Raw genomic sequence first — 25,474 nt, forward strand, 5'->3', positions numbered from 1 at the left:
GCTATGGGAAACGGTAGCAGGTGAGATCACATCGGAGAAAGTAAGAAATGCGATCGCCCAGCTAAAGGACGCTGCCGACAGTATCAGCATGACTGGCGGCTCGTGGACTAACGACAGAAGCTGGGTTGAAGGCTACAGCGATGTACTGACGCCAATGGAAGAGCTAAGCAATCAATTTCACCAAAAGATAGCTGCTACGGGTGAGCCGCTTGAAGTGCTAAGAAAGCAGCTGCGTTACCGCGATGCGTTGCTTCATAACCTGTTGCTACAAACAAGCTGCTTTCGTTACTGGGGTCAAGGCGGATGGACCGACTATGCCAAAGAGATATATCGCCGTGGACTCGCTATCTTAAAACACGACTTCTGAACCCTCTATCTTCTGAACCCTTCATAATTTCCCTGATAGTCCTCGCTAGATAGATATACCGCTGTCATCTCTCTTCGTGGCGCGCACAGTAGAGCCTGCCCTGTGAACGATGACTTCTGTCGCGATGTAGGCGTACGCTGTAGGGCACTGTGCCACAGGCCAAACTATCAGATGACAAATATTAGATGACAAAAGCAGAAACAAACGAGCGTCTTGTTCGCAAGTGGGTCTCTAGCTATGCGCGATTTGGCTACGGTGCAAAAGGCATTATTTACGGAGGTACAGGGCTTCTGGCACTATCAGAAGCTTTTGATCTCACCGATGAAGGAGTTGCTAGCTCTACCGGCGTCCTCAAAGCTATTGGAATCCAACCATTAGGTAAGGTGCTGGTCGTCCTGATTGCGTTTGGGTTGATGGGGTATGTCCTCTGGCGCTTAATCCAAGCAGGTTGGGACCCAGAACACAGCGGTGGCAAAGGCTTCCCAGATATCGTACGGCGAATTGGCTATGGCTGTAGTGGATTGGTTTACGCCAGTATTGCCTATAGCGTCGTAGAAATCCTGACAGAACAGCCTTCTGAAGCTAAAAAGAGTTTGGAGGATTGGGCGTACGAGATTATGGCCAGGCCCATAGGCAGACTGCTAGTTGGCGTGGTTGGCCTTGTCTTCTTTTGTATCGGCTGCTATTACTTTTACCGAGCAATCAAGGCTGAGTTTCGTAAACGCTTCAAGCGACATCATATGAGCGATGCCGCCAAGACATGGGCTTCTATCATGGGTCGAGTTGGCATTGCCGCCCGAGGCGTCGTCTATGTGCTGATCGGTGCGTATGCAGTTGGCGCAGCTTGGCAGTTTGAGCCCGCAATGATTAAAACGACAGAAGAAGCGCTAGCTCTGTTTGATGACAATCCAACAGATGAGTGGATATTAGCGATTCTAGGAATTGGATTTGTCGCCTACGCAATCCACATGGGATTTCAGGCGGTCTATCGCAGTATCGAGCCAATTGATTAACCCTGACTCCGAAGCCTATTGAGTAGGCTTATGCTTCGTAAATTCAAGCGCACGGTTCATAGCCACGATAACGGTAGTTAGCCACAGCAATCCCACGAACCAACCCGCTAGAACATCGCTAGGCCAATGAGCCCCTAACGCCAGCCTAGATAGGGAGATTAATCCTATCCAGACAATGGCAAAGAGTATGGAGACTACTTTCTCGATAGGATTGCGCGAAGAGCGAAACCATAGATAGAACAGCAGGCCATACATCGTGACCGAGACAACAACGTGGCCGGAAGGGAAGGAATGTAGACTAGGAGCAGCGATACCATTGGCGATAAGATCGGGGCGATCGCGGCTCCACATTCCCCAGCTAATCCACACCAGTGCGAACTGTCCGATATAAGTTGCTACTACGGTGGCAGCGACTACTGGCTTGCGAAACCAGGCTGTCAGTACGGTAAAGGTAAAAAACACTGGTAGCATACCCACCAGATTTCCAGGAGACTCCCAAGTGACGCCTTTTGAAAAAGATAGCGGGGAATAGTCGCGCATCTTCAAGAGCCATGCTTCGTCCCAAGCTTGCAGACCCGTATCTACCTGGCGCATGGCAATCGAGGTCAGGCCGTAGACAATCAGTGAGCTCACGCCCAGACCAATCACTAACGTTTTCCACCAGTTGGCCCAGGTTCCTGGCGGCAGCGCACTACTCTCTTTCCAAAAGCGCTGTGCGATCGCAGCTATTCCAGCGGGCACGACTGTTTTACTCTTCGGCTCTCTCATTTCACACAAACATTCCACACGGACAGCTCATACAGACACTTCGACTGAAAATCAGCCGATATGACTGGTCTACTTTGCCCATGAGAGGGTTGAGCAAACATCTGTCGAACGGTGGGAATCTGTATCTTTAGCTACAGAAGCTAGAGAATAAGGAACTAAATCTACGAAGCTAAAGCCATATTCATCCGACTCAAGAATGCCTGCAATCGCTCACTGTTTGGATTCGTCAGCACTTTGCGAGGATCGCCTTCTTCTTCGACTCGGCCTTTATTGAGGAAGATAACTCGATTGGCAACTTCTCTAGCGAACTGCATCTCGTGAGTAACAACAATCATAGTCATGCCTTCTTTGGCAAGCTGCTGCATCACCAACAGGACTTCGCCGACTAGCTCAGGATCTAATGCGCTAGTCGGTTCGTCAAATAGAAGGATCTCGGGCTTCATACAAAGAGCACGGGCGATCGCAACTCGTTGTTTCTGTCCACCAGAAAGCTGATCGGGATAGGCATCTACTTTCTCGCTAAGGCCGACTTTATCCAGATAAAAGCGAGCAGTTTCTCGACTCTCACTTTTTGAGAGATCCTGCACTTTTTGGGGAGCAAGGCACAGATTTTCGAGTACGGAAAGGTGAGGAAACAGGTTGAACTGTTGAAAGACCATGCCAACTTGGGCTCTAAGTTCTAGCAAGCGGCGACGGCTTAGGTTTGCTGGGGATAAGTCGATACTGTTGACAATCAAACGACCACCCGTGATTGTTTCCAAGCGATTGAAGCAGCGCAGTAGCGTACTTTTGCCACAGCCGGACGATCCAATAATTGAGACGACTTCACCCTTGTTGATCTGACAATCGATGCCGCGTAGAACCTCTAGCTCGCCAAAGCTTTTTTGGAGATTATTGCTGATGATGGCTGGAATCGGCTCTGACATTACAATACTCCGTCAACAAGACAATCAGTCGATAGAACACAGCCTAACATTCTGCATTCTGGTTGCAATGTTCATCCTCAACATGCTTAAGGACAGTGTCTGCTTGGATATGGGTGACGATGCTAGAACGCTAACGTAGTAAAGCTAATGTATTTAGAGCCGACAAATTAGCCTACAGGTAGAAATGCTAATACGCCGTGTTTTCTTAGGTAACATTTGCAACGGTTCTAATGCACAGGCACGAGATAATAGGTTATTCAATTTTTTTGAGTGGACTCATTGACGATGAAAATTACACGCTCTGCTTTCTTAAGAAATACAGCGTTAGGGCTTTGTGCTGCGGGGATTTTATCCGCCTGCGGTGGTGGGACGACCGAAAATACAGATACCGAAACAGTAGGTGATGGTAGCAGCGACGTTTGGACGGTTGGATCTGAAGCAGGATTTCCGCCTTTTGAGTTTGTCGGCGATGATGGGGAGCTTGATGGATTTGATATTGATTTGTTTAAAGCGATTGGTGAAAAGTCGGGGAAAACTATCGAGTTTGAAAATTTGCCTTTTGATAGCCTAATTCCAGCGTTGCAAGGTGGCACGATTGATGCGGCAATTAGCGGTATGACGATTACTGAAGAGCGTGAGGAAACGGTTGATTTTTCAGATCCTTACTTCGATGCGGGATTGGCGATCGCAGTCCAAGAAAGCACCACAGACATCAATTCTCTCGATGATTTGGAAGGTAAGAGGATCGCAGTCCAGATTGGCACAACTGGCGCGGATACTGCCAACAGTGTGCCGAACGCTGAGGTCACGACGTTTGAGAACGCGCCGTTGGCATTACAGGAACTTGCCAATGGAAATGTAGACGCAGTGATTAACGATGCACCGGCGACTTTGGATGCGATCGCAACAGGTAATATTCCTAGCATCACCGTAGTTGGCGAGCTGCTCACAGAAGAATCCTACGGTATCGCAATGCCAGACGGATCGGAGAATGTAGAGATCGTTAATACTGCGCTGGCAGAGATTAAAGCCGATGGGACCTACGCAGAGCTGTATCGAAAGTGGTTCGACGCAGAGCCGCCTGCTGAGTAGTCCTTGTTTAGCAGAATCTAGCAGATACGTTCTATGGCTGGTAACGTATCTCAAAATCTTTTTAGCCTGACCTTTTTGGAGTTCTACCGTTGGATAAATCACTCGACGTGATTCTTGAGGCGTTGCCTGTTCTGCTAGATGGGGCACTAGTTACCATCCAGCTCACAGCCGCTGCAACCTTCTTTGGCGCTATTGGAGGGACTGCTTTAGGCATTGCCAGACTCTCAAAAATAGGCATGCTGCGACTGCTTTCTAGAATTTATATTGATTTTTTCAGAGGTACGCCGCTACTCGTTCAGCTGCTGATTATCTATTTTGGTATTCCCGCACTTGTCCAGTCCCTTGGCATTAGCTTCAGTATGGACAGGGGTATTGCCGCTGTTTTAGGACTCAGCCTCAATGCATCTGCCTATCTGGCAGAAATTGTAAGAGCAGGTATTCAGTCAATTGAAGCCGGTCAGAAAGAAGCTTCCGAATCACTAGGTCTAAGCCCTACGCAAACGATGCGCTATGTTGTGTTTCCGCAGGCGCTGCGAAGAATGATTCCACCTTTGGGCAATGAGTTCATCATTCTGCTCAAAGACACCAGCCTAGTTACGATCATCGGCTATGAGGAGTTGCTAAATCAAGGACGACTGATCGTAGCTAGAAACTTTCGCGGCTTTGAAATTTACATTACGGTTGCTTTAATTTATCTGCTGCTGACTATTGTAGCTTCGCAGGTATTTTCTCTGCTGGAGCGCAAAATGAATCCAACGTCATGACAACTGCTAGCTGAGACACGAGCTGTAATGGGTCAAAGTTTCCCGAAGGTCAAAATTATTGCGGTAGGCAAAGTAAAAAAGTCTTGGCTAAAAGAAGGAATTACCCTATACGCCAAGCGTCTACCTGAAGTTGAAATTGTAGAAATCAAAGATAGCAATAAAGAGAAAGAAGCCAATAAACTGCTGAGCATGATCAGCGCTCAAGATCGTCTAGTTGTGATGACGGAGTATGGCAAAGCGTACGATTCCTTAACATTCGCTCAGTGGCTAGGCCAGGAAGCCTTTGGTAGTTTGGTGCTGTTTATTGGCGGGCCAGAAGGGGTGTGCGATCGCCTGAAAAAGTATCCAATGGTCAGCCTCTCTGCCATGACCTTCCCGCACGAAATCGCCAGACTGTTGCTGCTAGAGCAGCTGTACCGGGCAAAGACAATTTTGAATAACGGCAGCTATCACAAGTGAACCAAATTTTGTTGAGTAAGTCGCTTGATGACGGGGTGGGTTCAGTCGTATGCAAGCTGATTGAGGGGAAATGCTTTCTGTTTTTCTAACGAGTCTTTTAGAAATCGTATTTTTGCTTTGATACGTTTTGTTTGGCTGTCGTCTATTTTCTGAAGAAACTTCAATGCTCTTTTGCTGAACTCAACCTTCATCGGCTAGCCAGCCAGTCATATCGATAAAATCATCGGCGTCATAGTCTGAGGGGCAACCAGACATTTGATCAATTTCGGCTTGTTCAGCATCACTTACTTCAGGAATAAATGACTGCCATAGCCCAAACCATTCCTCTTTCAACACCTCTCGGACGCTTTCCTTTATCAAGGACTTCAGAATTTGAATATCTACAGTGACAGGTGTATTTGCCATAGTCAAAGAGCCAATTATTAGATGTGAGCCAATCGCCTACACTATCTTAGCCTTGGTCTACTTAGCCTTTTGAAGGCTTTGCCAATCTTGTATCACTACACTGAAATATGCTCGCATTAAACGCTCGCAACGTTCACAAAGCTTGAATCTTCAGCAGAATTCTCTGATTCCGACTCAAATTCTTCCGAGTCATCATCCTCTTCTTCAAAGCTCTCTTGGCTGAGCGTCATCGCCCGACTCAGCCAGTGCTCGTCTAGCTTGCAAATGAGGCGAGCGTTGTTATATGCCTGACGCATCGTCAGAATAGTATGACCAATGTAGGTGCCAGAATCAGACTGACGAGCAACGATGGCGCAGTCAGCGATGTCTTCTTCGACTAGGCAGATAGGCAGCAGTAAATCAATGCTGTTGAGGGTGGGATAGTAAGTGGGAACAGCAGTTTTATAGTTGATCTGGGTTTTGATCAACGTGCGGCTAAGCGCCTCGGACAGGCGGTTGACCAAGTTTCGATAGGCAATAGGATCGGCGTCTAGTGCCTCGGCGAAGGCTTTTTTGTAGGCGTGGAACTGGGTGCCGTTTAGGGCTGTCGTATCGAGCGGAATGAAGTTGGCGGGAGCGTGTTCGGCGATGAACGCACAGGGAAGGCGCTCCATGTTGTCTTTGATGATGTGCGGCCAGTCGACTTTCGGCGGGCCAGCAGCAAGATCGTAGAAGGCTTTGGACGGATCTTTGAGGTAGTTGGCAGCGGTAGGCAGATGGTTGAAGTGGGCAACAAGCTTTTTGCCAGCAGCGGCTTCACCGGGGATACAGAATGTAAGATCCCAGACTTGGGCATTGGTAGGATAGGGGCTTAGCAGCGCATAGATAGGGCGCAGCAGGCGATCGAGCAAGCCGGTATTGAAGGATTTGAACTCGCCGTTAGGGCTATCGACCACTTTACGTTCGTGCTGCAGGCGAATGAAGGTATAGCGCAAATAGCTTTTGAGGATGGGATAGGCAAAGTCGTCTGGTGGGTTAGCGCCGAAGTACCAAGACTCGGGCAAAGCGATCGCAGCTAACTCACTCACTTTTTGGTTCAGCACATCGGGTGAGAATCCGGCAAAGGGCGAGATGTGAATGATCTTCTGACGCTGAGGCTTCGGCCTAATAACAGGACGAGGAGGTCTGCGTTTAGGGGGTGAGGTCAGCTTTAGCGAACTGACAGATCCTAAGCCGCTGGGCGCTGAGCCGTTGTGGTTTAGAGATGCGATTGTACGCAGATAGTCTGTATCTTCTAGCTTGAATTCGATTGGGGCTGAGCCGCTCTCTAGGAAGGTTTTGAAGTTTGCAAAACCGTACGTTTGTAGAGAAAAGCCGGGATTTTTATCAAAAATTGACTGCTTGAGGCTATCAATATGTACCCAGTCTGAATCGGAATAGGGGGCGATCGCCTCTAAAATCATCGCCTTCATATCTATGAGCGGACGGACATAGTAAGCAGGGGCCGCTTCAGGCTTTTCGACGCGATCTAAAACGACTAGATCGGGCACAGCCTCTAATAAATAGATCAGCTTCGTGAAGTTGTACTTCCTGTAGGTGAACGAACTATCCTGCCTTCTAAGTAGGGAAGCAAACTGCCCAGCGTGCATTCGAGGCTTGGGCATAGCGCAGGTAGCTCGGTAGATCAGCCGCCTTAGCGCTGGGGCAACATCCGATGAAACAGCCACAGACACAGGGGATGCAGGCGCGGCGTTTGATTCAGGTTGAAGGGCAGGCTGCGTACCTAGACGTTGCGTGCCTAGATGTTGCGTGCCTAGATTAGGTGCGATCGTATCGTCTTGCGATCGCTTAGGCTCAGATCCCTTTACAGACTGAGCTTTTGCGAGACGTTGCTGCCTAGATCGCTGATTTGCCGATTGGCTATTGTTGCGCTGAGTAGAAGCAGAATCTAACCGGAAAAGGCGTTTTAAGAATCGAAAAAGAGACGCGAATAAAGAACTCATCGAGAGAAGGTGGTCGGCTGATAATAGCGCTCAAATACCCAGAGCATATTTCTATGGCTATGTCTGTTGTAAGGTCTGTCAAAGAATGCATCCTGTTAAAAAATGCAACAGTAACTGCCTTATTGCTAACACATTCATAAAAATTTGGTATGCCTTCGGGGCAAAGAATGCGTTACACCTATGCGAACTGCCGATATTGACTGCCAATATTACTATCAACGTTGGTCGAGCCGATAGCTAACCGACAGATGGGTGGACCAGTAGCTAATCGAGCTCCGCAGCTCGCTACAATAAGTGCTGACTTGGAAGTGCTGATTTAGCAATAGCTTCTCCGTTCACCGAGCCGCCTCAACTTATCAACACTCACTAATTCATATGTCAGTTCGCGTTCGCATCGCTCCTAGCCCCACTGGTAATCTTCATATAGGTACCGCTCGCACTGCTGTCTTCAACTGGCTGTTTGCCCGCAACCAAGGCGGTCAGTTTTTGTTGAGAATCGAAGATACCGATCTAGAACGTTCGAAGACAGAATACACCGACAATATTCTTGAAGGATTGAAATGGCTAGGAATGGACTGGGATGAGGGCCCGTTTTATCAGTCGCAGCGACTAGAGATGTACCGGAAAAAGGTGCAAGAACTTTTAGACAAAGGACTTGCTTACCGGGCTTATGAAACGCCCGAAGAATTGAACGCCATGCGTGAGGCGCAGCAGGCCAGAAAAGAAGCGCCACGGTACAACAATCAGCACAGAAACCTAACGCCTGAGCAGATTGCCGAATTTGAAGCGGCAGGTCGCCCGGCGGTGATTCGCTTCAAGATTGATGATGGGCGAGAGATCAAGTGGAACGATCTGGTTCGAGGAACCGTGAGTTGGAAAGGCCGCGACTTAGGGGGTGATATGGTGATCGCCAGGGCGTCTTCAGGATCAGATGTAGGGCAGCCGCTGTATAACTTTGTGGTGGTCGTAGACGATGCGGACATGGCGATTACCCATGTGATTCGCGGAGAAGATCATGTAGGAAACACGCCGAAGCAGATTTTGCTATACGAGGCGCTAGGCTTTGAAGTGCCTGAGTTTGCCCATACGCCGCTGATTTTGAATGAGAAGGGTGCGAAGCTTTCCAAACGCGATGGCGTCACCTCAGTAGATGATTTTCGCCAGATGGGCTTTACCGCTGAGGCGCTAGCAAACTACATGACACTGCTAGGCTGGTCTGCACCAGACGCGCAGGAGCTATTTACCTTAGAAGAAGCAGCCAAGCTGTTCAGCTTTGAGCGGGTGAATAAGGCAGGCGCAAAATTTGACTGGGACAAACTCGATTGGATCAATAGTCAGTATCTGCACGAAAAGCCACCCGAAGCGCTATTGCCGATGCTAATGCCCTATTGGCGAGAAGCGGGCTATGGCTTCGAGGCGGATGCAGACTGGCTGCCATTGCTAGCACGGATGATCGGCCCTAGTTTGACTCGGCTAAAAGACTGTGTGGAGCTAGGTCGTTTTTTTGCCACGCCGACGATGGATTTTAGTGAGAAGGCGATCGCACAGCTACAGACAGAAGGCGTGGCTGAAATCATGCAGGCGGTCGTTGAGGCGCTAAAAGAAACACCCATCAATGAACCTGCGGATGCGAAAGGGGTGATCAACCAGGCAACAAAGGCGTTGGGTGTCAAAAAAGGACTGGTGATGAAATCGCTGCGAGCGGCGTTAATGGGCGATATGCAAGGCCCTGACCTGGTGGAGTCTTGGACAATCTTGCATCAGCAAAAATACGATTTGCAGAGGTTGGAAGCGGCTGTAGCCGTTGCAAAGCCGTAATATTACGCTTTGTGAACGGCTTCTAGTAGAGACTTCTAAGGTTCGCATTCTGCGGATTTTCGGAATATTGATTGCTTGAACCTGAAGATTTACGTTAAATTTAGTAAACACAAGTCTCATAAAACTTGTAATCGCTTAGCAATCTGATAAGAAGCGGATTGATTTTTACAAATCATTTTTGCCAGCTATCTTGCGAGCTATCTATTTAACAGAGGCCACCGAGTTATGAAATTTTCTTGGAGAACTGCCCTACTGTGGACCATGCCCCTTCTAGTCGTTGGATTTTTCCTATGGCAGGGCTCTTTCAGTAGCGCAGATCCCGTCGATTCAGGTCGAAACACTGCTAGCACTAGCATGACCTATGGACGCTTTTTGGATTACCTAGACGCAGGTCGAGTGACTTCCGTCGATTTTTATGAAGGCGGCCAGACCGCTATTATTGAGGCCGTCGATCCTCAAATCGACAATCGGGTTCAGCGCTGGCGAGTAGATTTGCCAGGCAATGCCCCTGAGCTGGTCGAGCGTCTGCGGGCGTCTGATATCAGCCTAGATTCTCATCAGCCTCGCAACGATGGCGCTTTGATTGGAATTTTGGGCAATTTGCTTTTCCCCATCCTGCTGATTGGTGGATTGTTCTTCCTATTTCGTCGTTCCAACGGCGGCGCGGGGGGTCCGGGTCAGGCGATGAACTTTGGCAAGTCCAAAGCGCGCTTCATGATGGAAGCCAATACTGGCGTCATGTTTGATGATGTGGCGGGTATCGAGGAAGCCAAAGAAGAGCTGCAAGAAGTGGTGACTTTCCTGAAAAAGCCTGAGCGCTTTACCGCGATTGGAGCCCGGATTCCTAAGGGGGTGCTGCTAGTAGGCCCGCCTGGAACAGGTAAGACGTTGCTGGCCAAGGCGATCGCAGGTGAAGCCGGGACTCCCTTCTTCTCGATCTCAGGCTCTGAATTTGTCGAAATGTTCGTCGGTGTGGGTGCTTCTCGCGTTCGCGACCTGTTCAAGAAAGCCAAAGAAAACGCCCCTTGCATTATCTTTATTGACGAGATTGACGCCGTCGGTCGCTCTCGTGGCGCTGGCATCGGTGGCGGTAATGATGAGCGAGAGCAAACGCTCAATCAGCTGCTGACTGAAATGGACGGCTTTGAAGGTAATACTGGCATCATTGTGATTGCCGCCACGAACCGCGCTGACGTGCTCGACTCCGCCCTGTTGCGCCCTGGTCGCTTTGACCGTCAGGTATCGGTCGATCCGCCAGATATCAAGGGTCGCCGCGAAGTGTTGGAAGTGCATGCGCGTGATAAGAAGGTGTCTGATGACCTTTCTTTGGATGCGATCGCCCGCCGCACACCCGGATTTACAGGCGCAGATCTAGCTAACTTGCTGAACGAAGCCGCTATTCTCACCGCTCGTCGCCGCAAAGAAGCAGTCACGATGCTAGAAATCGATGACGCCATTGACCGCGTGATTGCGGGGATGGAAGGAACACCGCTGACTGACGGTAAGAGCAAGCGATTGATTGCCTATCACGAAGTGGGTCATGCCATCATCGGTACGCTGGTGAAGGATCACGATCCGGTTCAGAAAGTGACTTTGATTCCTCGTGGTCAGGCGCAAGGTCTGACTTGGTTCACGCCTAGCGAAGACCAAATGTTAATTTCTCGGGGTCAGCTCAAGGCTCGAATCTGTGGCGCATTGGGTGGACGCGCGGCTGAAGAAGTCATCTTTGGCGACGCTGAAATCACCACAGGCGCAGGCAATGACCTGCAACAGGTGACGAACATGGCCCGCCAGATGGTGACCAAGTTCGGCATGTCAGAAGATCTCGGCCAGCTGGCTCTAGAGAGTGAGCAAGGCGAAGTCTTCCTAGGCGGTAGCTGGGGTGGCCGATCTGAATACTCTGAAGAGATTGCGGCGAAGATCGACGCTGCGGTGCGCGAGATTGTTCAAAAGTGCTACGAAGATACGGTGAATATTGTTCGCGAGAACCGTGACGTGATTGACCGGGTAGTTGATCTGCTGATCGAGAAGGAGTCCATCGATGGCGATGAGTTCCGTCAAATTGTGAGTGAGTACACAACAGTGCCTGACAAGGAGCGGTTTGTTCCACAGCTGTAGAACTCGGTTAATCTAGCAAGTGTCCTGCTAGCGTTAAATAGATAGAGGAGGGCTTGCCAAGCAAAATTGGTAAGCCCTTTTTTAAGGTTTTGCTGATGCCCCTTAACCGTTGAACTGCTAATGCCTACGCTTTATTTTGCGATTACTAATCACGGGTTTGGTCATGCCACGCGCTCAGCAGCGCTGGCAGCCAAAATTAGCCAATGCTGTCGGTCTGTGGGGATTCCACTGCGCCTGATTATGGCCACGAAAGCACCGAAGTGGTTGCTGGATACTTATCTGAAGGAACCGTACGAGCACAGAAAGGTAGCGTTTGATGTTGGTGTACTACAAAGCGACAGCCTAAATATGGATAAGGCTGCGACCCTAGCAGCGGTGCAGGCAATTCAAGCGGCAGAAGATCGGCTGATTGCTGACGAGGTGGCCTTTTTGAAAGCGCAAAAGGTAGATTTGGTGCTAGCAGATATTCCACCACTGATGGCAAAGATAGCGGCGGCGGCAGATATCCCCTGCTGGATGATTAGTAATTTTGGCTGGGATTTTATCTACCGAGATTGGATTGATGAGTATGCAGGGTTTGAGGCGATCGCAGCCTACATTGCCCACTGCTTCTCACAGGCAACTCGCACCTTCCGCCTACCGTTTCACGAACCCATGTCCGCCCTGCCAAACCAAACAGACGTTGGCCTCACCGGGGGCGAGCCAGCCTACAGCACCGAGCATTTACGGCAACTGATGCAGCGTGATATTCCCACCGAGCGGACGGTGCTGCTGACTTTCGGTGGTATGGGCGTGGCCAAAACGCCCTACGAAGCCCTCGCCGATTTTCCAGACTGGCAGTTTGTTACGTTCGATCAGAGCGGGCCAACGCTGCCCAATCTCTACCGGGTAAACGATCGCGCGATGCGGCCCGTAGACTGGATGGTGGTATGTGATCGCGTTTTCTCCAAACCTGGCTATAGCACCTTCTCCGAAGCCTGCCTGTTAGACAAAGGCGTTATTACCATCACCCGCGACGACTTTGCCGAAGCCCACTACCTGCTAGAAGGCATCCAGGATCACGCCCACCACCAGATCGTGAGCGCAGAAAGCTTTTTTGCAGGCGACTGGGCCTGTATCACTGGCGATCTATTGCCGCCTCGAAAGCAAGCAAGATTGGACAAAGGGGGAAAGGATGCGATCGCCGCTGCCGTCATCGAACACTTCAGCGAACTTAGCTAGAAGTCTAACTAACAAAGCTCAACTAACGAATCATTGCGATAAACTGACGAAACATCGCTTAGCCTCCAAAGGCCCCTTTAAAGTCTTATGGTGACCACCTTAGAAACTACTCACTACCAGCAAGTCATTCGTCTGAAAACCCAGCCCAAATCGCTCGGTCGCTTTACCCGCAAAGTCCAAGAAGTCGTTGCCGCGTCCGGGGTGGAAACCGGACTATGCTCTATATTTTTGCGTCACACGTCCGCTAGCTTAGTCATCCAAGAAAACGCCGATCCAGACGTTTTGTTGGATATGGAGACTTTTTTGTCGAAGCTGGTACCTGAGGGCAACTACTACCGTCATAGCGATGAAGGCCCAGACGATATGCCCGCCCATATCCGCACAGCGCTAACTCATACCTCTGAGCAAATTCCGATTATGAACGGGCGACTGGCTCTAGGCACGTGGCAGGGCCTTTACGTCTGGGAGCATCGCGACTATTCGCACACCAGAGAAATCGTCATTCACATTACCGGGAATTAGCGAATGAGCGATCAGAACAATCCCTGGGATAAAATCTCCAAAGGCCCCTCCAAAGGAGCGCCTGGGAAAAAAAAGTTTAAGAAGAGTCGCTATAAAAGTGATGGAGGAAAGCCGGGTGATCGCAAATTCGATAAACCCAGAAAAGCAGCGCCTGCACCAAAGCTAAAAATTGGCCAGCGAGCGGTGTCTACAGACACAGACAAGCCAGATACCAATAAAACCCTTAAAAAAGGACTCATTCTAAAAGACGGCAAAATTGTTGACACTACCGCAGCGAGCTCAGAAGCAAGATATGAAATTGCACCGCTGACCAACCCTGCCGACGAAAAAGTTCCGGTCAAAAGCAAACCCAACATCAGCGGCGGCTTAATTCCCACTGCCGCGCCTGACTTTCGCTCGGGTTTCGTCAGCATTGTGGGTCGCCCCAACGTCGGCAAATCGACCCTGATGAACTATCTGGTCGGTCAAAAAATTGCCATCACCTCTCCTGTGGCCCAAACGACCCGCAACCGACTTCAGGGGATTTTGACCACGCCCCAAGCTCAAATCATTTTTGTAGACACACCCGGTATTCATAAACCCCACCACGAATTAGGCAAAGTGCTGGTGCAAAATGCGCGGGTGGCGATTAATTCGGTAGACGTTGTCCTTTTTGTCGTCGAGGCGACATCGGCAGCAGGTAAAGGCGATCTCTTTGTTTCTAATCTGGTAGCCCAAACCAAATGCCCGGTCGTCCTCGGCATCAATAAAGTTGATCAGCTACTTGAAAGTGGTCGAAAAGCGGCTGAGATTAAACATAGCTACGAAGCGCTGGCGGCTGAGCACGGCTGGTCAGTCGTGAAGTTTTCTGCCCTGACGGGTGAAGGCGTAGAAAACCTGCAGTCGGAGCTGATTACGAAGCTGGAGTCAGGACCGTATTACTATCCGCCAGATCTGGTGACCGATCAGCCTGAGCGGTTTATTATGGGCGAGCTGATTCGAGAGCAGATATTACTGCACACCCGAGAAGAAGTACCGCACAGCGTGGCGATCGCCATCGAAAAAGTAGAAGAAGACGAAAATATTACCCGTATTTTGGCCACAGTGAACGTCGAGCGCAAATCGCAAAAAGGCATCTTGATTGGCAAAGGCGGCCTGATGATGAAAGCGATCAGCACCGCCGCTCGTGAGCAGATGCAAAAGCTAGTTGCCGGGAAAGTCTATCTAGAAATATTCGTGCGGGTGCAAGAACGCTGGCGGCAGTCGCGCACTCGCCTGTCAGAGTTTGGCTATAGAGTCGAAAAGTAGGCCAGAAAAAGGCCACTAGTTAAAAAAGCCACTACTTACTACACAGCAATTGCGATGACAGCACTCAGTAGCCAGACCTGCGTTCCTTGCAGAGGCAGCGAGCCGCCGCTCTCGCCAGAGGAGATGGAAAAGATGAGGATCTTAGTAGACAACTGGCGGATCGTCGACCGAGGCGGCACACCGAAGCTGACTCGATCCTACAAATTCTCTAACTTTAAAGCTGCGCTGGCTTTCACTCAAAAAGTTGGCGAAGCCGCCGAGCAAGCAGGGCATCACCCTAAGCTGATCACAGAATGGGGAAAGGTAAGCGTATTTTGGTGGACCCATGTGATTAACGGGCTGCATCAAAACGACTTTATTATGGCGGCGAAGACAGATTTAGCCTACGAGCAAGAGGATTGAAGACGCGATCGCAGCCCTGTTTGTATCGAAAGGCAATCGTGCGTACCATCATATTCCTACGACAAATATGTGGTCTGCCATCACGAAAAATCGGCGGGCGGGCAATCAAAGTTTCAACATTGATAGTTGCAGCGGTTACAGAAAAAGAGTTTTATTACCCGTCTATGTTCAATTCTACTTAGTAGCATCTAGTCTTGTTGGTTAGCAAATTGGCGCGCACCAAAGAATGAGAGTAGAACCGCAAACCCTAACAGAATTGGCAAACTATACCAAGGAAACTCAGTCAGCGGCTTGTATGCAATAGATCGTAGCCCGATCGTTGTGTACGTCAGCGGCAGCGCGTACACAATCGGCTTGAGCGCTACGGGCAGCGTCGTCGGATCGAAAAACGTACCACCCAGAAACGACATCGGCACGATCAAGAAATTATTGAACAGGCCAACGCTTTCTAACGACTTTACGTTTAGGCCCACGATCACCCCTAAGCCAGCAAACACCGCACAGTTCAAAATAACCAGCAAGAAAAACAGCGGATTTAGAAAGCTCCACACCCTGCCCGTGAAGAGCACGGCCACCAAAATCACAGCCGAAGCCGTCATCAAACCCCGTACGATGCCTGCCATCATCTTGCCAAGGTGCAGCGATAGCGGATGAATCGGGTACAGCAGCATCTCTTCAAACGTATTAGAAAACAGGCGCTCCCCGCAGATCGAAAATGTCGTTCCACCGAAGCTGATCACCATCGAGGAAAGCGCTACCATCCCCGGCAAAATAAACTCTAGATAGCTATCTCCAGCCGTTGGTGTACTGACCCTATCTAGAGAGCTGCCCAGCCCTAGACCAAACGCTAAAATATAAATCAGCGGCGACACCAGCCCAGAAGCAGCAACCTGTGGAATCCTTACTCTTAGATCTAGCCAGTCTCCCCAAAACACGGTCAGGGAATCAGCAAACAGTGTCTTCCAAACGGGTTTGGTTACAGATTTAGGAAGCGCTATCGGTAGTTTAAAGGCAGTTTTCACAGAAGAGAGTTTGGCCTGTTACAGCCAAAGATTAATAGATATAGCTGGCGTTGAATGCGTTCATCCACTTACCAAGCACCTTGCCCCGTCAAGATGAGGTCAAGGCGCAGGGCTTGTGAGCTAAAGCTAAGTAGCCAAAGCTCTAGTTTGCCCGCTTCTATTGTGCCGCGACGTGTGCGCCTATTGCTACTTTCGTTAGCTATCTGGCAGCGGTTGCCCAAAAGGAATAGGCTCGGGCCAGCGACTGGCATTGGCAGGACGGACAGTTTGAACTGTGGCTGGCATTGGCTCAGTTGCTACTGGCTCTGTAGCTGCTGGCTCTGTAACTGCCGACTCTGTAGCTGCTGGTGAAATAAAGGGCGGGCTACCATCAGCCAGCGTCTCGGCTGATGGAACTGGCTCGGTTGCTGGTGCTGGAACTGACTCGGTTGCTGCTGGGCTCGGCGCTGAAGCGGGCTCGGTTGCTGTTGGGGCAGGCTCGGTTGCTGGAACTGGCTCGGCTGCTGTTTCCGAGGTCGACGGCTGAGCCAGATCGCCGATAAAGGGAGGTTCTAGAGGAATTTCAGGCTCACTTTGACTTTGAGTCACGACTGCTTCAGTCGGCTCAGCCGTCGGAGAAACCGGTGCCTCAAGTGGTTCGATAGGCGGAACGCTCACAGGCTGGTCAAGCGGAACGGACGGCTCTAGGATAGGCAGCTCGGACAGGTCACCGTCTGGCAAAAGTGATTCAGGAGAGAGTTTGAGGTCTTCGGCAGTGTTCTCTTCAGGTACTGCCTGCTTGAGGCCGAACCGATCCGATGGCGTTAGTTCTGTTGGCTCCGGTACAGAGCGCTGCTGTGGCTCGGCGGCTTGTCCGGGTAGGATGCCTATTGCGAAGAATGCGCCTGCTGTTGAGAATGCGATCGCGCCCACTCCTTTCAAAGTTAGGCTCAACCACTTACCACATATTGATGTTTTGCCCATGAAATTTGCGCCCATTCATACAAATTTACAGGAACAGGATAAGCCATAAACTCAAAACCCAGCACATTAATTTTCAGAAAGTTATTAGCTTTGTACTGATAAAACCGCCATAATCTAAGCTCAAATTCGTCATCATATAAACATTTCGATCTAACCCACGCAACCAATCTACATAACTAAAGAGCTTATGGAACTCAACGACTTCTTTCTACTTATCCTTCTACTCAGTCCCGGTCTACTGCTCTCCGTCTTGGTGATGGCAGGCATGAGCGCAGGAGGCTAAATCCATGGTCAGAACCGAATCCACCATGCTGCCTTTAGGCACACCTGCCCCCAGCTTTGCGCTAGAAGATGTCATCTCTGGCAAAGCGATTTCCCTAGATACTTTCAAGGGCAAAAAGGGGCTGCTGCTGATGTTTATCTGCCAACACTGCCCTTTTGTGAAGCACGTAGAAGATCAGCTTGGCCAAATTGGGCAAGACTACGCAGATCGAGGTATTGGTATTCTCGCTATCAGCTCTAATAGCATTGAAAGCCATCCTCAGGACAGTCCTGAGAACATGCGCGAGCAAGTAAAGCGAGCCAACTTCAACTTCCCATATGCTTACGATGCCACCCAAGCAGTCGCCAAAAGCTACACTGCTGCCTGCACACCCGACTTCTTTTTATTCGACAGTGAGTTCAAACTGGCCTATCGTGGTCAGCTAGACGATAGCCGTCCAGGTAATGACCTACCTGTCAATGGTAAGGATCTTCGAGCAGCCCTAGATAAGGTGGTTTCGGGCGAATCTATACCAGAAACGCAAAAGCCCAGCATTGGCTGCAACATCAAGTGGATTCCCGGCAAGGAACCTGCTTACTTTGGCGCGTAGTTGCCTGTAGCCCATTCCTGTAGCTCATTGATTTGTAGGCATACAGAGCTGAATATGTGACTTTTAGCTTTACTCGCGAAACGAATTGATCACTTCACAAGGCCCATCTTCTGCATCGTACATTGTAGGTAGTGGGTCTTTCTTTTGGGTGGGCGTCCAGGTTTGAAAGTAGTTTTCCAAGGCTTTGACAATGGCAGATTCAGGCTGCTCAATGCCCCGATCGCTCTGGAAGATCTGGAGCTGAGCGCGAAGTGACTGAGGCAGATTAAGGGTGATCGTTTGCATGAGGGATGTTTTAGTTGGATATCTTCAAATCGAGTATCTTCGGGAGGCAGACGAGCTTCAAAAAGCAGATCTTCTAAAAGGGTAAATCTGCCCGTGGATTGAATCGCTCAATGTTGCGTAATTCTTGATAGAGTGCTTTTTCTTCGTCATCTAACACCGTTGGCATCACCACCTCAATCTCTACAATTTGATCGCCATAGAGACCTTGGCCAATGGGATAGCCTTTGCCCGTCAGCCGCAGTCGCTGCCTTGGCTGCACACCGGGTGGAATCATCATGTTGACAGGTCCCCCTAAAGTCGGCATCGCGATCGTTCCGCCTAGCACCGCTTCACTAGGCGTTAGTGGCAAGCGACAGTAGACATCGCCGTCTTGCAAAGTGAAATAGCTGTGCGGCTCTACTTCAATCCGCAGATACAGATTGCCGCCCTCGATTCCCTGGCCTTTGAGCCGGAGACGCTGCCCAGTGACCATTCCTGGTGGCATGTCGACTTCGAGCGATCGCCCGTCTTCTAATCGCACTCGCTCGCGTCCACCAGCATATGCCTTCTCTATCGGCACGGTCAGGTCCGCCTCTGCATCTCGCCTAGAAGAAGACGCTGCCTGCCTGCGATAGGTAGGGCGCGATCGCCGCTTCGGTTCTGACGAATTATCAGGTGGGCGAGCGGGCTGCCGCTGTGAAGAACGGGCCGTATCTGCACTGCGAGAAGTCGTCTGTGAGGCAACGTTTTCCTCACTGGCCGCCTTGGAAGCTGGCTGAGCCGCAGGCCAGCGCGAAACTGAACGCGAAACCACCTGATCGCTCGCCTGCTGCTGCTTTAATAGCTGTTCAACAAAATTATCAAAGTCCTCAAAGGCGCTGTAGTCAGCCTCTTTACTAGAGCGTTTACTCTTTCTCCCCCACCCCTTTCTATCTCCTTTATTCCAATACTGACTGTACTGTTCATACTGCTGTCGTTTGTCTGCGTCATAAAGCACCTCGTAAGCTTCGCCGAGTAGCTTGAACTTTTCCTCAGCGGCTTTGTCACCAGGATTGACATCGGGATGATACTGACGAGCTAATGCTCTATAAGCGCGCTTTATTTCCTCGGCGCTAGAGTCTGGAGAGACTCCCAGGATTTGATAGTAGTCCCGAAAATTCTGCATGAAAGAAGGCTTAACTTAACTGGCGCAACCTAAGTAAGAGAAATTAGCTGATGCAGGCTGTCTGGCACAAACTAGTAGAGGTCTAAAACCAGTCGTCTTCAGTCTCACGTTCTGGCCGACGACTTTCTTGCGGCGATCGCTGCCCCCCTTTAGCATAATCCTGCGAGGTATAGTCTGATTGCTGACGGCGCGGGCTGTAGCTGTCTTGGTTGTAGCTGTCTTGACCATAGTTGCTCTGGCCGTAACTGCCTTGGCCGTAGCTGCGGTCGGAAGTACCCGAACTGCCCGCGTCTTGGCGGTAGTTATCTTGTGGGTAGTCACCTTGCTGATAGTCGCTTTGTTGGTAATCACTTTGTTGGTAGTCGCTTGGCGGGCGATCGCCTTGCCGACTACCGTCTTGCCAACTGCCCCTTTGATCATAGGCGTCCTGGCTAGCGGCTGGCTGACTGTAGCGTTCTTGCGAGTAATTATCTTGAGCATACTGACTAGAACGACTTTGGCCATAACTGTCCTGATTGCTAGTGCTCGGTTGAGCGTAACCGTTTTCTCGGCTGTAGCTATCTTGGCTGTAACTATCTTGGCTGTAGCCGTTGCCCTGAGTGTATCCGTTGCTCGGATCGCTAGGGGCTAAGCGTCGATCGCCTTGGGCGTTCTGGGCGTTCTGGGCATATGGATCTTGGGTATAGGGTGGCGCTTGCCCATAGCTATCTGATCTGCTGTCTGATCTATAGCTATCTGACCTATAGCTATCTGTCGGCCTGTAGCTATCCGGTTGATAGTCGTTTCTAGGAGCGCTATATCCCGCAGCGGGCGGAGTTTGAGGGCGACGAGTACTTTCCCAGTCATCGTCCCAGTCATCCCAGCTATTTCCCCTACCGCTACCTTGATTCCAGCTAGGCGCGTCCCACTGGGCTTGCTGGCCGTAAGGATTATTCGCAGCATAGCCACCAGCCGAATAGCCCGTATCATAACCGCTACTAGCACCGTAGCCATAGTCACCCGTGCGATAGTAGTCGTCATCTTCACCAGAAAACGCCTGTTTGAGGGTATTGCCGATCGCACCTAGAATCCCCTCGCCATCTTCGTCTAGGTCATAGAGGTAGGCTTCTCGGTTGAGTTCATAGACTTCGTTTTGCAGATCGGCTTGGAACATGTCGATACCGCGATCGTCAGACTGTTCTAAGGCAGCTCGCAGTTGCTGTACTAGATTTTCTATGCGGCGGCGGCGATCGCGTCCGAACTGCATACCAAAGTCAATCGCCACCTCTCGCAATACCCTTTCGGCTTTAAACGTTAGCGCTTCGGCCCGGTTGCGCTTTTCGATGCGATCGCGCTGTAGCCGATCGGTAGCGGCATTTTCCTCAGCCGCTCGGATCATGTCTTGAATTTCGGCCTCAGACAAATTCGAGGCTTCTTGCACCGTGATGCTCTGCTGTCTGCCTGTGGTCTTATCGAGCGCTGACACTTGCAAAATGCCATTCGCATCGATGTCGAAAGACACCTGCACCTGCGGGATACCTCTAGGCGCAGGCGGAATCCCCATCAGCTTGAAGCGCCCTAGGGATTTGTTGTCATCCACCATCTCGCGCTCACCTTGCAAGATATGGACTTCTACAACGGTCTGGTTATTTTCTGACGTAGAAAACGTATCAGAACGGCGAACCGGAATGGTCGTATTGCGAGGGATTAGCTTCTTCATCACACCGCCAATCGTCTCTAGCCCCAAAGACAACGGCGTAACGTCTAGCAGCAGAATGTCCTTGACTTCTTGGGTCAAGATACCCGCTTGAATCGCCGCACCGACGGCCACGACTTCATCCGGGTTGACATTGCGGTTCGGCTCTCGGTTCATCACTGAGCGAACCAGATCTTGAACCATCGGCATCCGACTAGCCCCACCGACTAGCACGACTTCATCGACTTGAGTCGGCGTCACGTTGGCATCGGCTAGCGCCTGCTTCAAAGGGCCACGCATGCGACTGATCAAATCGCTACACAAAGATTCAAAGTGCGATCGCTCCAGCTTGGTTTCAATATGCTTCGGTCCGTCTTTGGTAGCTGTAATAAATGGCAAATTGATAGCCGTCACTGGCACACCAGACAGCTCTATCTTGGCCTTTTCAGCCGCTTCGTTTAGCCTTTGAAGGGACTGGCGATCGCGCCGCAGATCGACCCCTTCTTTCTCCAAGAAATCTTCAGCTAGCCAGTCAACAATCACCTTGTCAAAATTTAATCCGCCTAGCTGCGTATCACCGCTGGTCGAGCGCACCTCAAATACGCCATCACCTACGTCTAGCACCGATACATCGAACGTACCGCCGCCTAGATCAAATACCAGTATCGTCTGGTTGTACTGCTGATCCAACCCATAGGCCAAAGACGCTGCGGTCGGTTCGTTGATAATCCTTTTGACTTCTAAGCCAGCAATTCGCCCAGCATCTCGCGTCGCTTGCCTTTGGGCATCGTTGAAATAGGCAGGCACGGTGATGACCGCGCCTGTGACCGACTGACCTAGATACCCAGAAGCCTCTTCTGCCAGCTTCCGCAAAATCATCGCCGAGATTTCTTCAGGGGCAAACTCTCTATCGAGGCGATCGCAGCGCAGTTTCACATTGCCAGATTCACTACGCCGTACGGTATAAGGCACCCGCTTAGTATCCGCAGACAGCTCGTCATACTTGCGACCGACAAACCGCTTCACTGCATAAAACGTATTCTGAGGATTCAGCACAGCCTGTCTGCGAGCCATCTGCCCAATCAGCTTCTCGCCTTCTTTACTAAAGGCCACCACAGAGGGCGTTGTCCTCATGCCTTCTACATTGGCAATCACAACGGGTTTGCCGCCTTCCATCACCGCCACTACAGAATTTGTTGTGCCAAGGTCAATGCCAACTACCTTACCCATCCGAAGCGTTTCTCCTCATCCAGTACCAAGATCTGACATAAAAAAATGTCGCTTGTCCGTTGCCACTGGACATTTCTTTGGCTTTATTCCTCTCATCATAAGCGCTCTCAGGTGATTCTCGTTGTAGAGCGGTCTCGTTTATTGTTATTATTATGACCCGGCGCGGATGTGGCGGAATTGGTAGACGCGCTAGATTTAGGTTCTAGTGTCCTCGTGACGTGAAGGTTCAAGTCCTTTCATCCGCACTCTGAAGTAGGGTCAAAGCAAGGTTTAAGAAGAATAGGTTCCTAAAACACCGGAACCTATGAAGATCTAAGCCCAAGACGACCAAAGCCCAAAGGAACCCAATCCTAAAAAGGCAAAATCCTAGAGCATCCAGAACGGTGGCTATCGTCCTGGATGCTTTTTGGTATCTGGATGTTCTCGGCATCTGAACATTTTGAACAAGAGAGCTGCTGCCATAAACCTACAATATGAAAAGCCGAGCTTGAACTGTAGGCAGAGCAAAGCAGTATTCTCGACGCTCTATACTGCTGTAGAAAAGACTGCTGTAGAAACAAAGATACGCAACTAGCAATTCAGCTGTGCCAGTTCTGCAATTCAGCGCTCTAAACGTCATTTTTTACACAGTTTAAAATTACCCCTAATTACCCCTATATATAAGGAGAGAATTTTCTAAATTTGCAGTTCGCTTCTTGTGCAGGTTTAGCCCATTCCATCGCCCACTGTCATCACCAAATCTATCGCCCAAGTCACCTCAAAAGTGCCGATTTTATCTAGGACACCATTGTGCTGCTATCCAAAGGTTTTGAAGTCGAGATGTATACCGGAACGCCTGCCGGAGAGGTCGTCGGCTTTTCGGACAAAATCGTCGCAGCCTTAGATGGCTTCGTGCGTGAACCAGATGCTCGCAACGTCGAATACACTACAGCGCCTTTTTGCCGTTACGAACATCTTCTGTGCGAACTGATCAAGCCTCGGGTCAGACTCCGTGACTATCTCAAGACGCTAGGCAATTACACCATCATTCCTGGTAGCACCCTGCCATTAGGCGGAGCAGCAACTTTCTACCGATCCGATCCTAAAAATCCCTATCACACCTATATAGAAGAGACTTACGGCACCGATGTTGTCACCGCTAGCATCCATATCAATATTGGGATAAGCAACCTAGAAGAGCTGATCCGCGCCTGTCGGCTTATTCGCCTAGAAGCACCGCTTTACCTAGCACTGAGCGCGTCTTCGCCTTTTTTCGATGGCGATATCACCGGCTTTCATTCCACCCGCTGGCAGCTATTTCCACAAACGCCAGCCGATGTCCCTCTGTTTGAAAGCCATCTTCACCATATCCGCTGGGTAGAAGAGCAGATGGACAAAGGCACTATGCAGAGTGTGCGCCACCTGTGGAGCTCTGTGCGGCCCAATGGCGATCGCAGACCCTACAATCTCAACCGCCTAGAGCTACGCATTTGCGATTTGGTCACTGACCCGCTGCACTTACTGGCCATCACGGCCTTACTAGAAGCGCGATTAGACCAGATGCTAAAAACACCCTCGCTAGACCCGCTGCACAGCAGCGCTTTTTCTAGCCAAAGCCGAGCTGAAGATCTCGTAGCCATTACGTTAGACAATGAAAAAGCCGTGGCCAAGCAAAGTCTAAATGCTCAGCTTCGTCACTGGCAGACGGGCAAAACGGTGACGGCCCACGAATGGATATCGCAACTCTACGAAGAGGTCTATCCATTCGCTAAGCGCTCTGGTATTGCCTGCTTCCTCAACCCAGTCAAACAAATTTTGAGAAACGGCAATCAGGCTCAGCAGTGGTTACACAAGGCTCAAACCAGCAGCCCAACAGAGGTAATGCAAGGTGCGATCGCCCAAATGCAGCATCAGGAAAATCAGCTTGCCAGAGATATCTGCACGCCGGCCATCGCCTACGCCTAAACACCCACGATCTGAATATCTCTAAGTCATGCCCAGCATTGTCCTTGTCAATCCTGAGATTCCGCCTAACACTGGCAACATTGCGCGTACCTGCGCGGCAACCGAAACGCCGCTACACCTGGTAATGCCACTAGGATTTGAGCTGAGCGATCGCTATCTCAAAAGAGCAGGCTTAGACTATTGGCCCTATGTCGATCTACACCTGCACGAATCTATCGAAGATTTTTGGCAGCACGCTAGGGCCGAAGGCGGCCAGCTAATTGGCTACAGCGCTAGGGCAACAGCCATCTACACTCAACTCACACACCAGAGTGACGACTGGCTGCTATTTGGCTGTGAAAGCAAGGGACTGCCGGCTGAAGTATTAGAGCGCTGCGACGTAGTCACCACTATTCCGATGAGCGATCGCCGCCATGTTCGTAGTCTTAATCTCTCTGTCTGCGCCGCAGTCGGCCTTTTCGAAGCCATTAGACAGACCGATTACCTTTCTCAAACAGTTTGATAAGAAAAGAGCGTGATATGGAAATATCTATCTACGTATCGTCAGAAATCACGAACCACTCAGCCCACGATAGTGGTCATTAAACGATCGGTGTCTAGGGGGAAAACAGCGCATTTTGCATCAGATTTATTTATTAATCTCACTAAGTTATTATCTGTAACTAATACAAAGCCGTTTTTTACATATTTTGAGAGGAATACCGTAGAGAACACTCTCCACGCGACATTCAGACATTATTGTCTCGAAAAATCGATCCGCGTCGTATGCCCTACCGAGGTCCGTAAAATCTCAAAAGTGAAGAGTGTGCCAAAAAAATGATTGGCTTACTTATTAAACGCTCGAATCCTAGCAAAACAAGGTTTTTTCAATAGCCAGTTTGGCTGATAAGAAGCGCGAGATATTCCCAAATATAGACACGAAGTTTATTAATAATGTGAATTTGGGCATCAAGAATGTGTCCAACGAGTGAAGATAGAAATGATCGTTAAGTCGTGTAAACTTGCCTAAGTCGTACGAGAGAAATAACTTGTAGACTTGCACGAGCGCATGACTGACAGGCGGATAAGTCAACTGCCTGAAAGTTGTGAGGCTAATTTATGAGCAGCATTGCTGTTGTCGAAGATCGTTCACTCCCAGCTAAAAGTTTTACAAACGTGTTTAGCAAGCAGTTGGTTAATAGGCGCTTAGTCGCCG

The 25,474-nt window shown here is 50.1% G+C and carries 22 protein-coding genes, 1 tRNA gene and 1 pseudogene; 15 read left to right on the top strand and 9 right to left on the bottom strand.

Translation table 11 applies throughout. The features are described 5' to 3' along the window. Positions 1–367: pseudogene (locus IQ256_RS12605) on the top strand (glycosyl hydrolase family 57); the annotation flags it as partial. Positions 368–552: 185 nt separating this feature from the next. Continuing rightward, positions 553–1,380, top strand: a complete 828-nt coding sequence (locus IQ256_RS12610; RefSeq protein ID WP_193855901.1) for a DUF1206 domain-containing protein — start codon at positions 553–555, stop codon at positions 1,378–1,380. 15 nt (positions 1,381–1,395) lie between these two features. Here IQ256_RS12610 and IQ256_RS12615 read toward each other — a convergent pair whose 3' ends face one another. Beyond that, on the bottom strand, positions 1,396–2,148 hold the full coding sequence (locus tag IQ256_RS12615; RefSeq protein WP_193855902.1) for a phosphatase PAP2 family protein: 753 nt from the start codon (positions 2,146–2,148) through the stop codon (positions 1,396–1,398). Between the two features lie 161 nt (positions 2,149–2,309). Continuing rightward, a complete protein-coding gene (locus tag IQ256_RS12620) occupies positions 2,310–3,074 on the bottom strand; it encodes an amino acid ABC transporter ATP-binding protein (RefSeq protein ID WP_193855903.1) in 765 nt (254 codons plus the stop codon). A gap of 285 nt (positions 3,075–3,359) precedes the next feature. Here IQ256_RS12620 and IQ256_RS12625 point away from each other — a divergent pair, with 285 nt between their 5' ends. The 3 genes from IQ256_RS12625 (at position 3,360) to IQ256_RS12635 (ending at position 5,389) form a co-directional block, all read left to right on the top strand. Further along, positions 3,360–4,166 carry a basic amino acid ABC transporter substrate-binding protein gene (locus IQ256_RS12625; protein ID WP_193855904.1) on the top strand — a complete coding sequence of 269 codons (807 nt, stop codon included), beginning with the start codon at positions 3,360–3,362 and terminating at the stop codon, positions 4,164–4,166. Positions 4,167–4,255: 89 nt separating this feature from the next. Beyond that, on the top strand, positions 4,256–4,930 hold the full coding sequence (locus IQ256_RS12630; RefSeq protein ID WP_193855905.1) for an amino acid ABC transporter permease: 675 nt from the start codon (positions 4,256–4,258) through the stop codon (positions 4,928–4,930). 27 nt (positions 4,931–4,957) lie between these two features. After that, complete coding sequence (locus IQ256_RS12635; RefSeq protein WP_193855906.1) at positions 4,958–5,389, top strand: 23S rRNA (pseudouridine(1915)-N(3))-methyltransferase RlmH; 432 nt, start codon at positions 4,958–4,960, stop codon at positions 5,387–5,389. Between the two features lie 180 nt (positions 5,390–5,569). On the opposite strand, the gene IQ256_RS12640 is transcribed toward IQ256_RS12635, so the two are convergent. Together IQ256_RS12640 and IQ256_RS12645 are read right to left on the bottom strand one after the other, a co-directional pair. After that, positions 5,570–5,794 (bottom strand): hypothetical protein, encoded by a 225-nt coding sequence (locus tag IQ256_RS12640; RefSeq protein ID WP_193855907.1) that lies wholly within the window; start codon positions 5,792–5,794, stop codon positions 5,570–5,572. A 116-nt stretch (positions 5,795–5,910) separates the two neighbouring features. Beyond that, positions 5,911–7,776, bottom strand: a complete 1,866-nt coding sequence (locus IQ256_RS12645; RefSeq protein WP_193855908.1) for a DUF3825 domain-containing protein — start codon at positions 7,774–7,776, stop codon at positions 5,911–5,913. 375 nt (positions 7,777–8,151) lie between these two features. Here IQ256_RS12645 and gltX point away from each other — a divergent pair, with 375 nt between their 5' ends. From gltX to IQ256_RS12675, 6 genes are all read left to right on the top strand, one after another. Continuing rightward, positions 8,152–9,594 (top strand): glutamate--tRNA ligase, encoded by a 1,443-nt coding sequence (gene gltX, locus IQ256_RS12650; protein ID WP_193855909.1) that lies wholly within the window; start codon positions 8,152–8,154, stop codon positions 9,592–9,594. A gap of 225 nt (positions 9,595–9,819) precedes the next feature. Next, entirely contained in the window at positions 9,820–11,712 is a 1,893-nt protein-coding gene (gene ftsH2, locus IQ256_RS12655; RefSeq protein WP_193855910.1) for an ATP-dependent zinc metalloprotease FtsH2, read from the top strand. Positions 11,713–11,832: 120 nt separating this feature from the next. Continuing rightward, positions 11,833–12,933, top strand: coding sequence for a glycosyl transferase (locus IQ256_RS12660; protein WP_193855911.1), 1,101 nt, complete (start codon positions 11,833–11,835; stop codon positions 12,931–12,933). A gap of 87 nt (positions 12,934–13,020) precedes the next feature. After that, positions 13,021–13,455, top strand: coding sequence for a secondary thiamine-phosphate synthase enzyme YjbQ (locus IQ256_RS12665; protein ID WP_193855912.1), 435 nt, complete (start codon positions 13,021–13,023; stop codon positions 13,453–13,455). Positions 13,456–13,458: 3 nt separating this feature from the next. Next, positions 13,459–14,742, top strand: a complete 1,284-nt coding sequence (gene era / locus IQ256_RS12670; RefSeq protein ID WP_193855913.1) for a GTPase Era — start codon at positions 13,459–13,461, stop codon at positions 14,740–14,742. 54 nt (positions 14,743–14,796) lie between these two features. Further along, complete coding sequence (locus tag IQ256_RS12675) at positions 14,797–15,144, top strand: 4a-hydroxytetrahydrobiopterin dehydratase (RefSeq protein WP_193855914.1); 348 nt, start codon at positions 14,797–14,799, stop codon at positions 15,142–15,144. A gap of 188 nt (positions 15,145–15,332) precedes the next feature. Here the strand turns inward: IQ256_RS12675 and IQ256_RS12680 are convergent, their stop codons facing one another. Both IQ256_RS12680 and IQ256_RS12685 read right to left on the bottom strand, forming a co-directional pair. Beyond that, positions 15,333–16,166, bottom strand: a complete 834-nt coding sequence (locus IQ256_RS12680) for an ABC transporter permease (protein ID WP_370623428.1) — start codon at positions 16,164–16,166, stop codon at positions 15,333–15,335. Between the two features lie 195 nt (positions 16,167–16,361). After that, the gene (locus IQ256_RS12685; RefSeq protein WP_193855915.1) at positions 16,362–17,129 is read right to left on the bottom strand and encodes a hypothetical protein; all 768 of its coding nucleotides are present in this window, start codon (positions 17,127–17,129) and stop codon (positions 16,362–16,364) included. Positions 17,130–17,416: 287 nt separating this feature from the next. Between IQ256_RS12685 and IQ256_RS12690 the strand changes: the two genes are divergently transcribed. Further along, positions 17,417–18,001, top strand: a complete 585-nt coding sequence (locus IQ256_RS12690; protein ID WP_193855916.1) for a thioredoxin family protein — start codon at positions 17,417–17,419, stop codon at positions 17,999–18,001. A 69-nt stretch (positions 18,002–18,070) separates the two neighbouring features. Here the strand turns inward: IQ256_RS12690 and IQ256_RS12695 are convergent, their stop codons facing one another. The 3 genes from IQ256_RS12695 to dnaK all read right to left on the bottom strand — a co-directional run bounded on the left by IQ256_RS12695 (position 18,071) and on the right by dnaK (position 22,335). Next, complete coding sequence (locus IQ256_RS12695; RefSeq protein ID WP_193855917.1) at positions 18,071–18,286, bottom strand: hypothetical protein; 216 nt, start codon at positions 18,284–18,286, stop codon at positions 18,071–18,073. 73 nt (positions 18,287–18,359) lie between these two features. Beyond that, the gene (locus IQ256_RS12700) at positions 18,360–19,430 is read right to left on the bottom strand and encodes a DnaJ C-terminal domain-containing protein (protein WP_193855918.1); all 1,071 of its coding nucleotides are present in this window, start codon (positions 19,428–19,430) and stop codon (positions 18,360–18,362) included. 82 nt (positions 19,431–19,512) lie between these two features. Then, complete coding sequence (gene dnaK, locus IQ256_RS12705) at positions 19,513–22,335, bottom strand: molecular chaperone DnaK (protein WP_193855919.1); 2,823 nt, start codon at positions 22,333–22,335, stop codon at positions 19,513–19,515. Between the two features lie 162 nt (positions 22,336–22,497). On the opposite strand from dnaK, the gene IQ256_RS12710 reads away from it, so the two are divergent. From IQ256_RS12710 to IQ256_RS12720, 3 genes are all read left to right on the top strand, one after another. Beyond that, positions 22,498–22,580, top strand: a tRNA-Leu gene (locus IQ256_RS12710). Positions 22,581–23,124: 544 nt separating this feature from the next. Next, a complete protein-coding gene (gshA, locus tag IQ256_RS12715) occupies positions 23,125–24,279 on the top strand; it encodes a glutamate--cysteine ligase (protein WP_193855920.1) in 1,155 nt (384 codons plus the stop codon). 28 nt (positions 24,280–24,307) lie between these two features. After that, positions 24,308–24,781: a tRNA (cytidine(34)-2'-O)-methyltransferase gene (locus tag IQ256_RS12720; RefSeq protein ID WP_193855921.1), complete on the top strand. Its 474-nt coding sequence runs from the start codon at positions 24,308–24,310 to the stop codon at positions 24,779–24,781. The last annotated feature ends 693 nt before the right edge of the window (positions 24,782–25,474 follow it).

Source organism: cf. Phormidesmis sp. LEGE 11477 (assembly GCF_015207105.1).
In the GTDB taxonomy this organism is placed as follows: domain Bacteria; phylum Cyanobacteriota; class Cyanobacteriia; order Phormidesmidales; family Phormidesmidaceae; genus Phormidesmis.

Coding starts and splice junctions, on each gene's coding strand:
- IQ256_RS12645 (WP_193855908.1), bottom strand. CDS start 7,776: ATGAGTTCTTTATTCGCGTCTCTTTTTCGATTCTTAAAACGCCTTTTC.
- IQ256_RS12620 (WP_193855903.1), bottom strand. CDS start 3,074: ATGTCAGAGCCGATTCCAGCCATCATCAGCAATAATCTCCAAAAAAGC.
- dnaK (WP_193855919.1), bottom strand. CDS start 22,335: ATGGGTAAGGTAGTTGGCATTGACCTTGGCACAACAAATTCTGTAGTG.
- IQ256_RS12685 (WP_193855915.1), bottom strand. CDS start 17,129: ATGGGCAAAACATCAATATGTGGTAAGTGGTTGAGCCTAACTTTGAAA.
- IQ256_RS12665 (WP_193855912.1), top strand. CDS start 13,021: ATGGTGACCACCTTAGAAACTACTCACTACCAGCAAGTCATTCGTCTG.
- IQ256_RS12635 (WP_193855906.1), top strand. CDS start 4,958: ATGGGTCAAAGTTTCCCGAAGGTCAAAATTATTGCGGTAGGCAAAGTA.
- IQ256_RS12660 (WP_193855911.1), top strand. CDS start 11,833: ATGCCTACGCTTTATTTTGCGATTACTAATCACGGGTTTGGTCATGCC.
- IQ256_RS12615 (WP_193855902.1), bottom strand. CDS start 2,148: ATGAGAGAGCCGAAGAGTAAAACAGTCGTGCCCGCTGGAATAGCTGCG.
- era (WP_193855913.1), top strand. CDS start 13,459: ATGAGCGATCAGAACAATCCCTGGGATAAAATCTCCAAAGGCCCCTCC.
- IQ256_RS12695 (WP_193855917.1), bottom strand. CDS start 18,286: ATGCAAACGATCACCCTTAATCTGCCTCAGTCACTTCGCGCTCAGCTC.
- IQ256_RS12610 (WP_193855901.1), top strand. CDS start 553: ATGACAAAAGCAGAAACAAACGAGCGTCTTGTTCGCAAGTGGGTCTCT.
- IQ256_RS12625 (WP_193855904.1), top strand. CDS start 3,360: ATGAAAATTACACGCTCTGCTTTCTTAAGAAATACAGCGTTAGGGCTT.
- IQ256_RS12690 (WP_193855916.1), top strand. CDS start 17,417: ATGGTCAGAACCGAATCCACCATGCTGCCTTTAGGCACACCTGCCCCC.
- gltX (WP_193855909.1), top strand. CDS start 8,152: ATGTCAGTTCGCGTTCGCATCGCTCCTAGCCCCACTGGTAATCTTCAT.
- IQ256_RS12700 (WP_193855918.1), bottom strand. CDS start 19,430: ATGCAGAATTTTCGGGACTACTATCAAATCCTGGGAGTCTCTCCAGAC.
- IQ256_RS12640 (WP_193855907.1), bottom strand. CDS start 5,794: ATGGCAAATACACCTGTCACTGTAGATATTCAAATTCTGAAGTCCTTG.
- IQ256_RS12675 (WP_193855914.1), top strand. CDS start 14,797: ATGACAGCACTCAGTAGCCAGACCTGCGTTCCTTGCAGAGGCAGCGAG.
- IQ256_RS12720 (WP_193855921.1), top strand. CDS start 24,308: ATGCCCAGCATTGTCCTTGTCAATCCTGAGATTCCGCCTAACACTGGC.
- ftsH2 (WP_193855910.1), top strand. CDS start 9,820: ATGAAATTTTCTTGGAGAACTGCCCTACTGTGGACCATGCCCCTTCTA.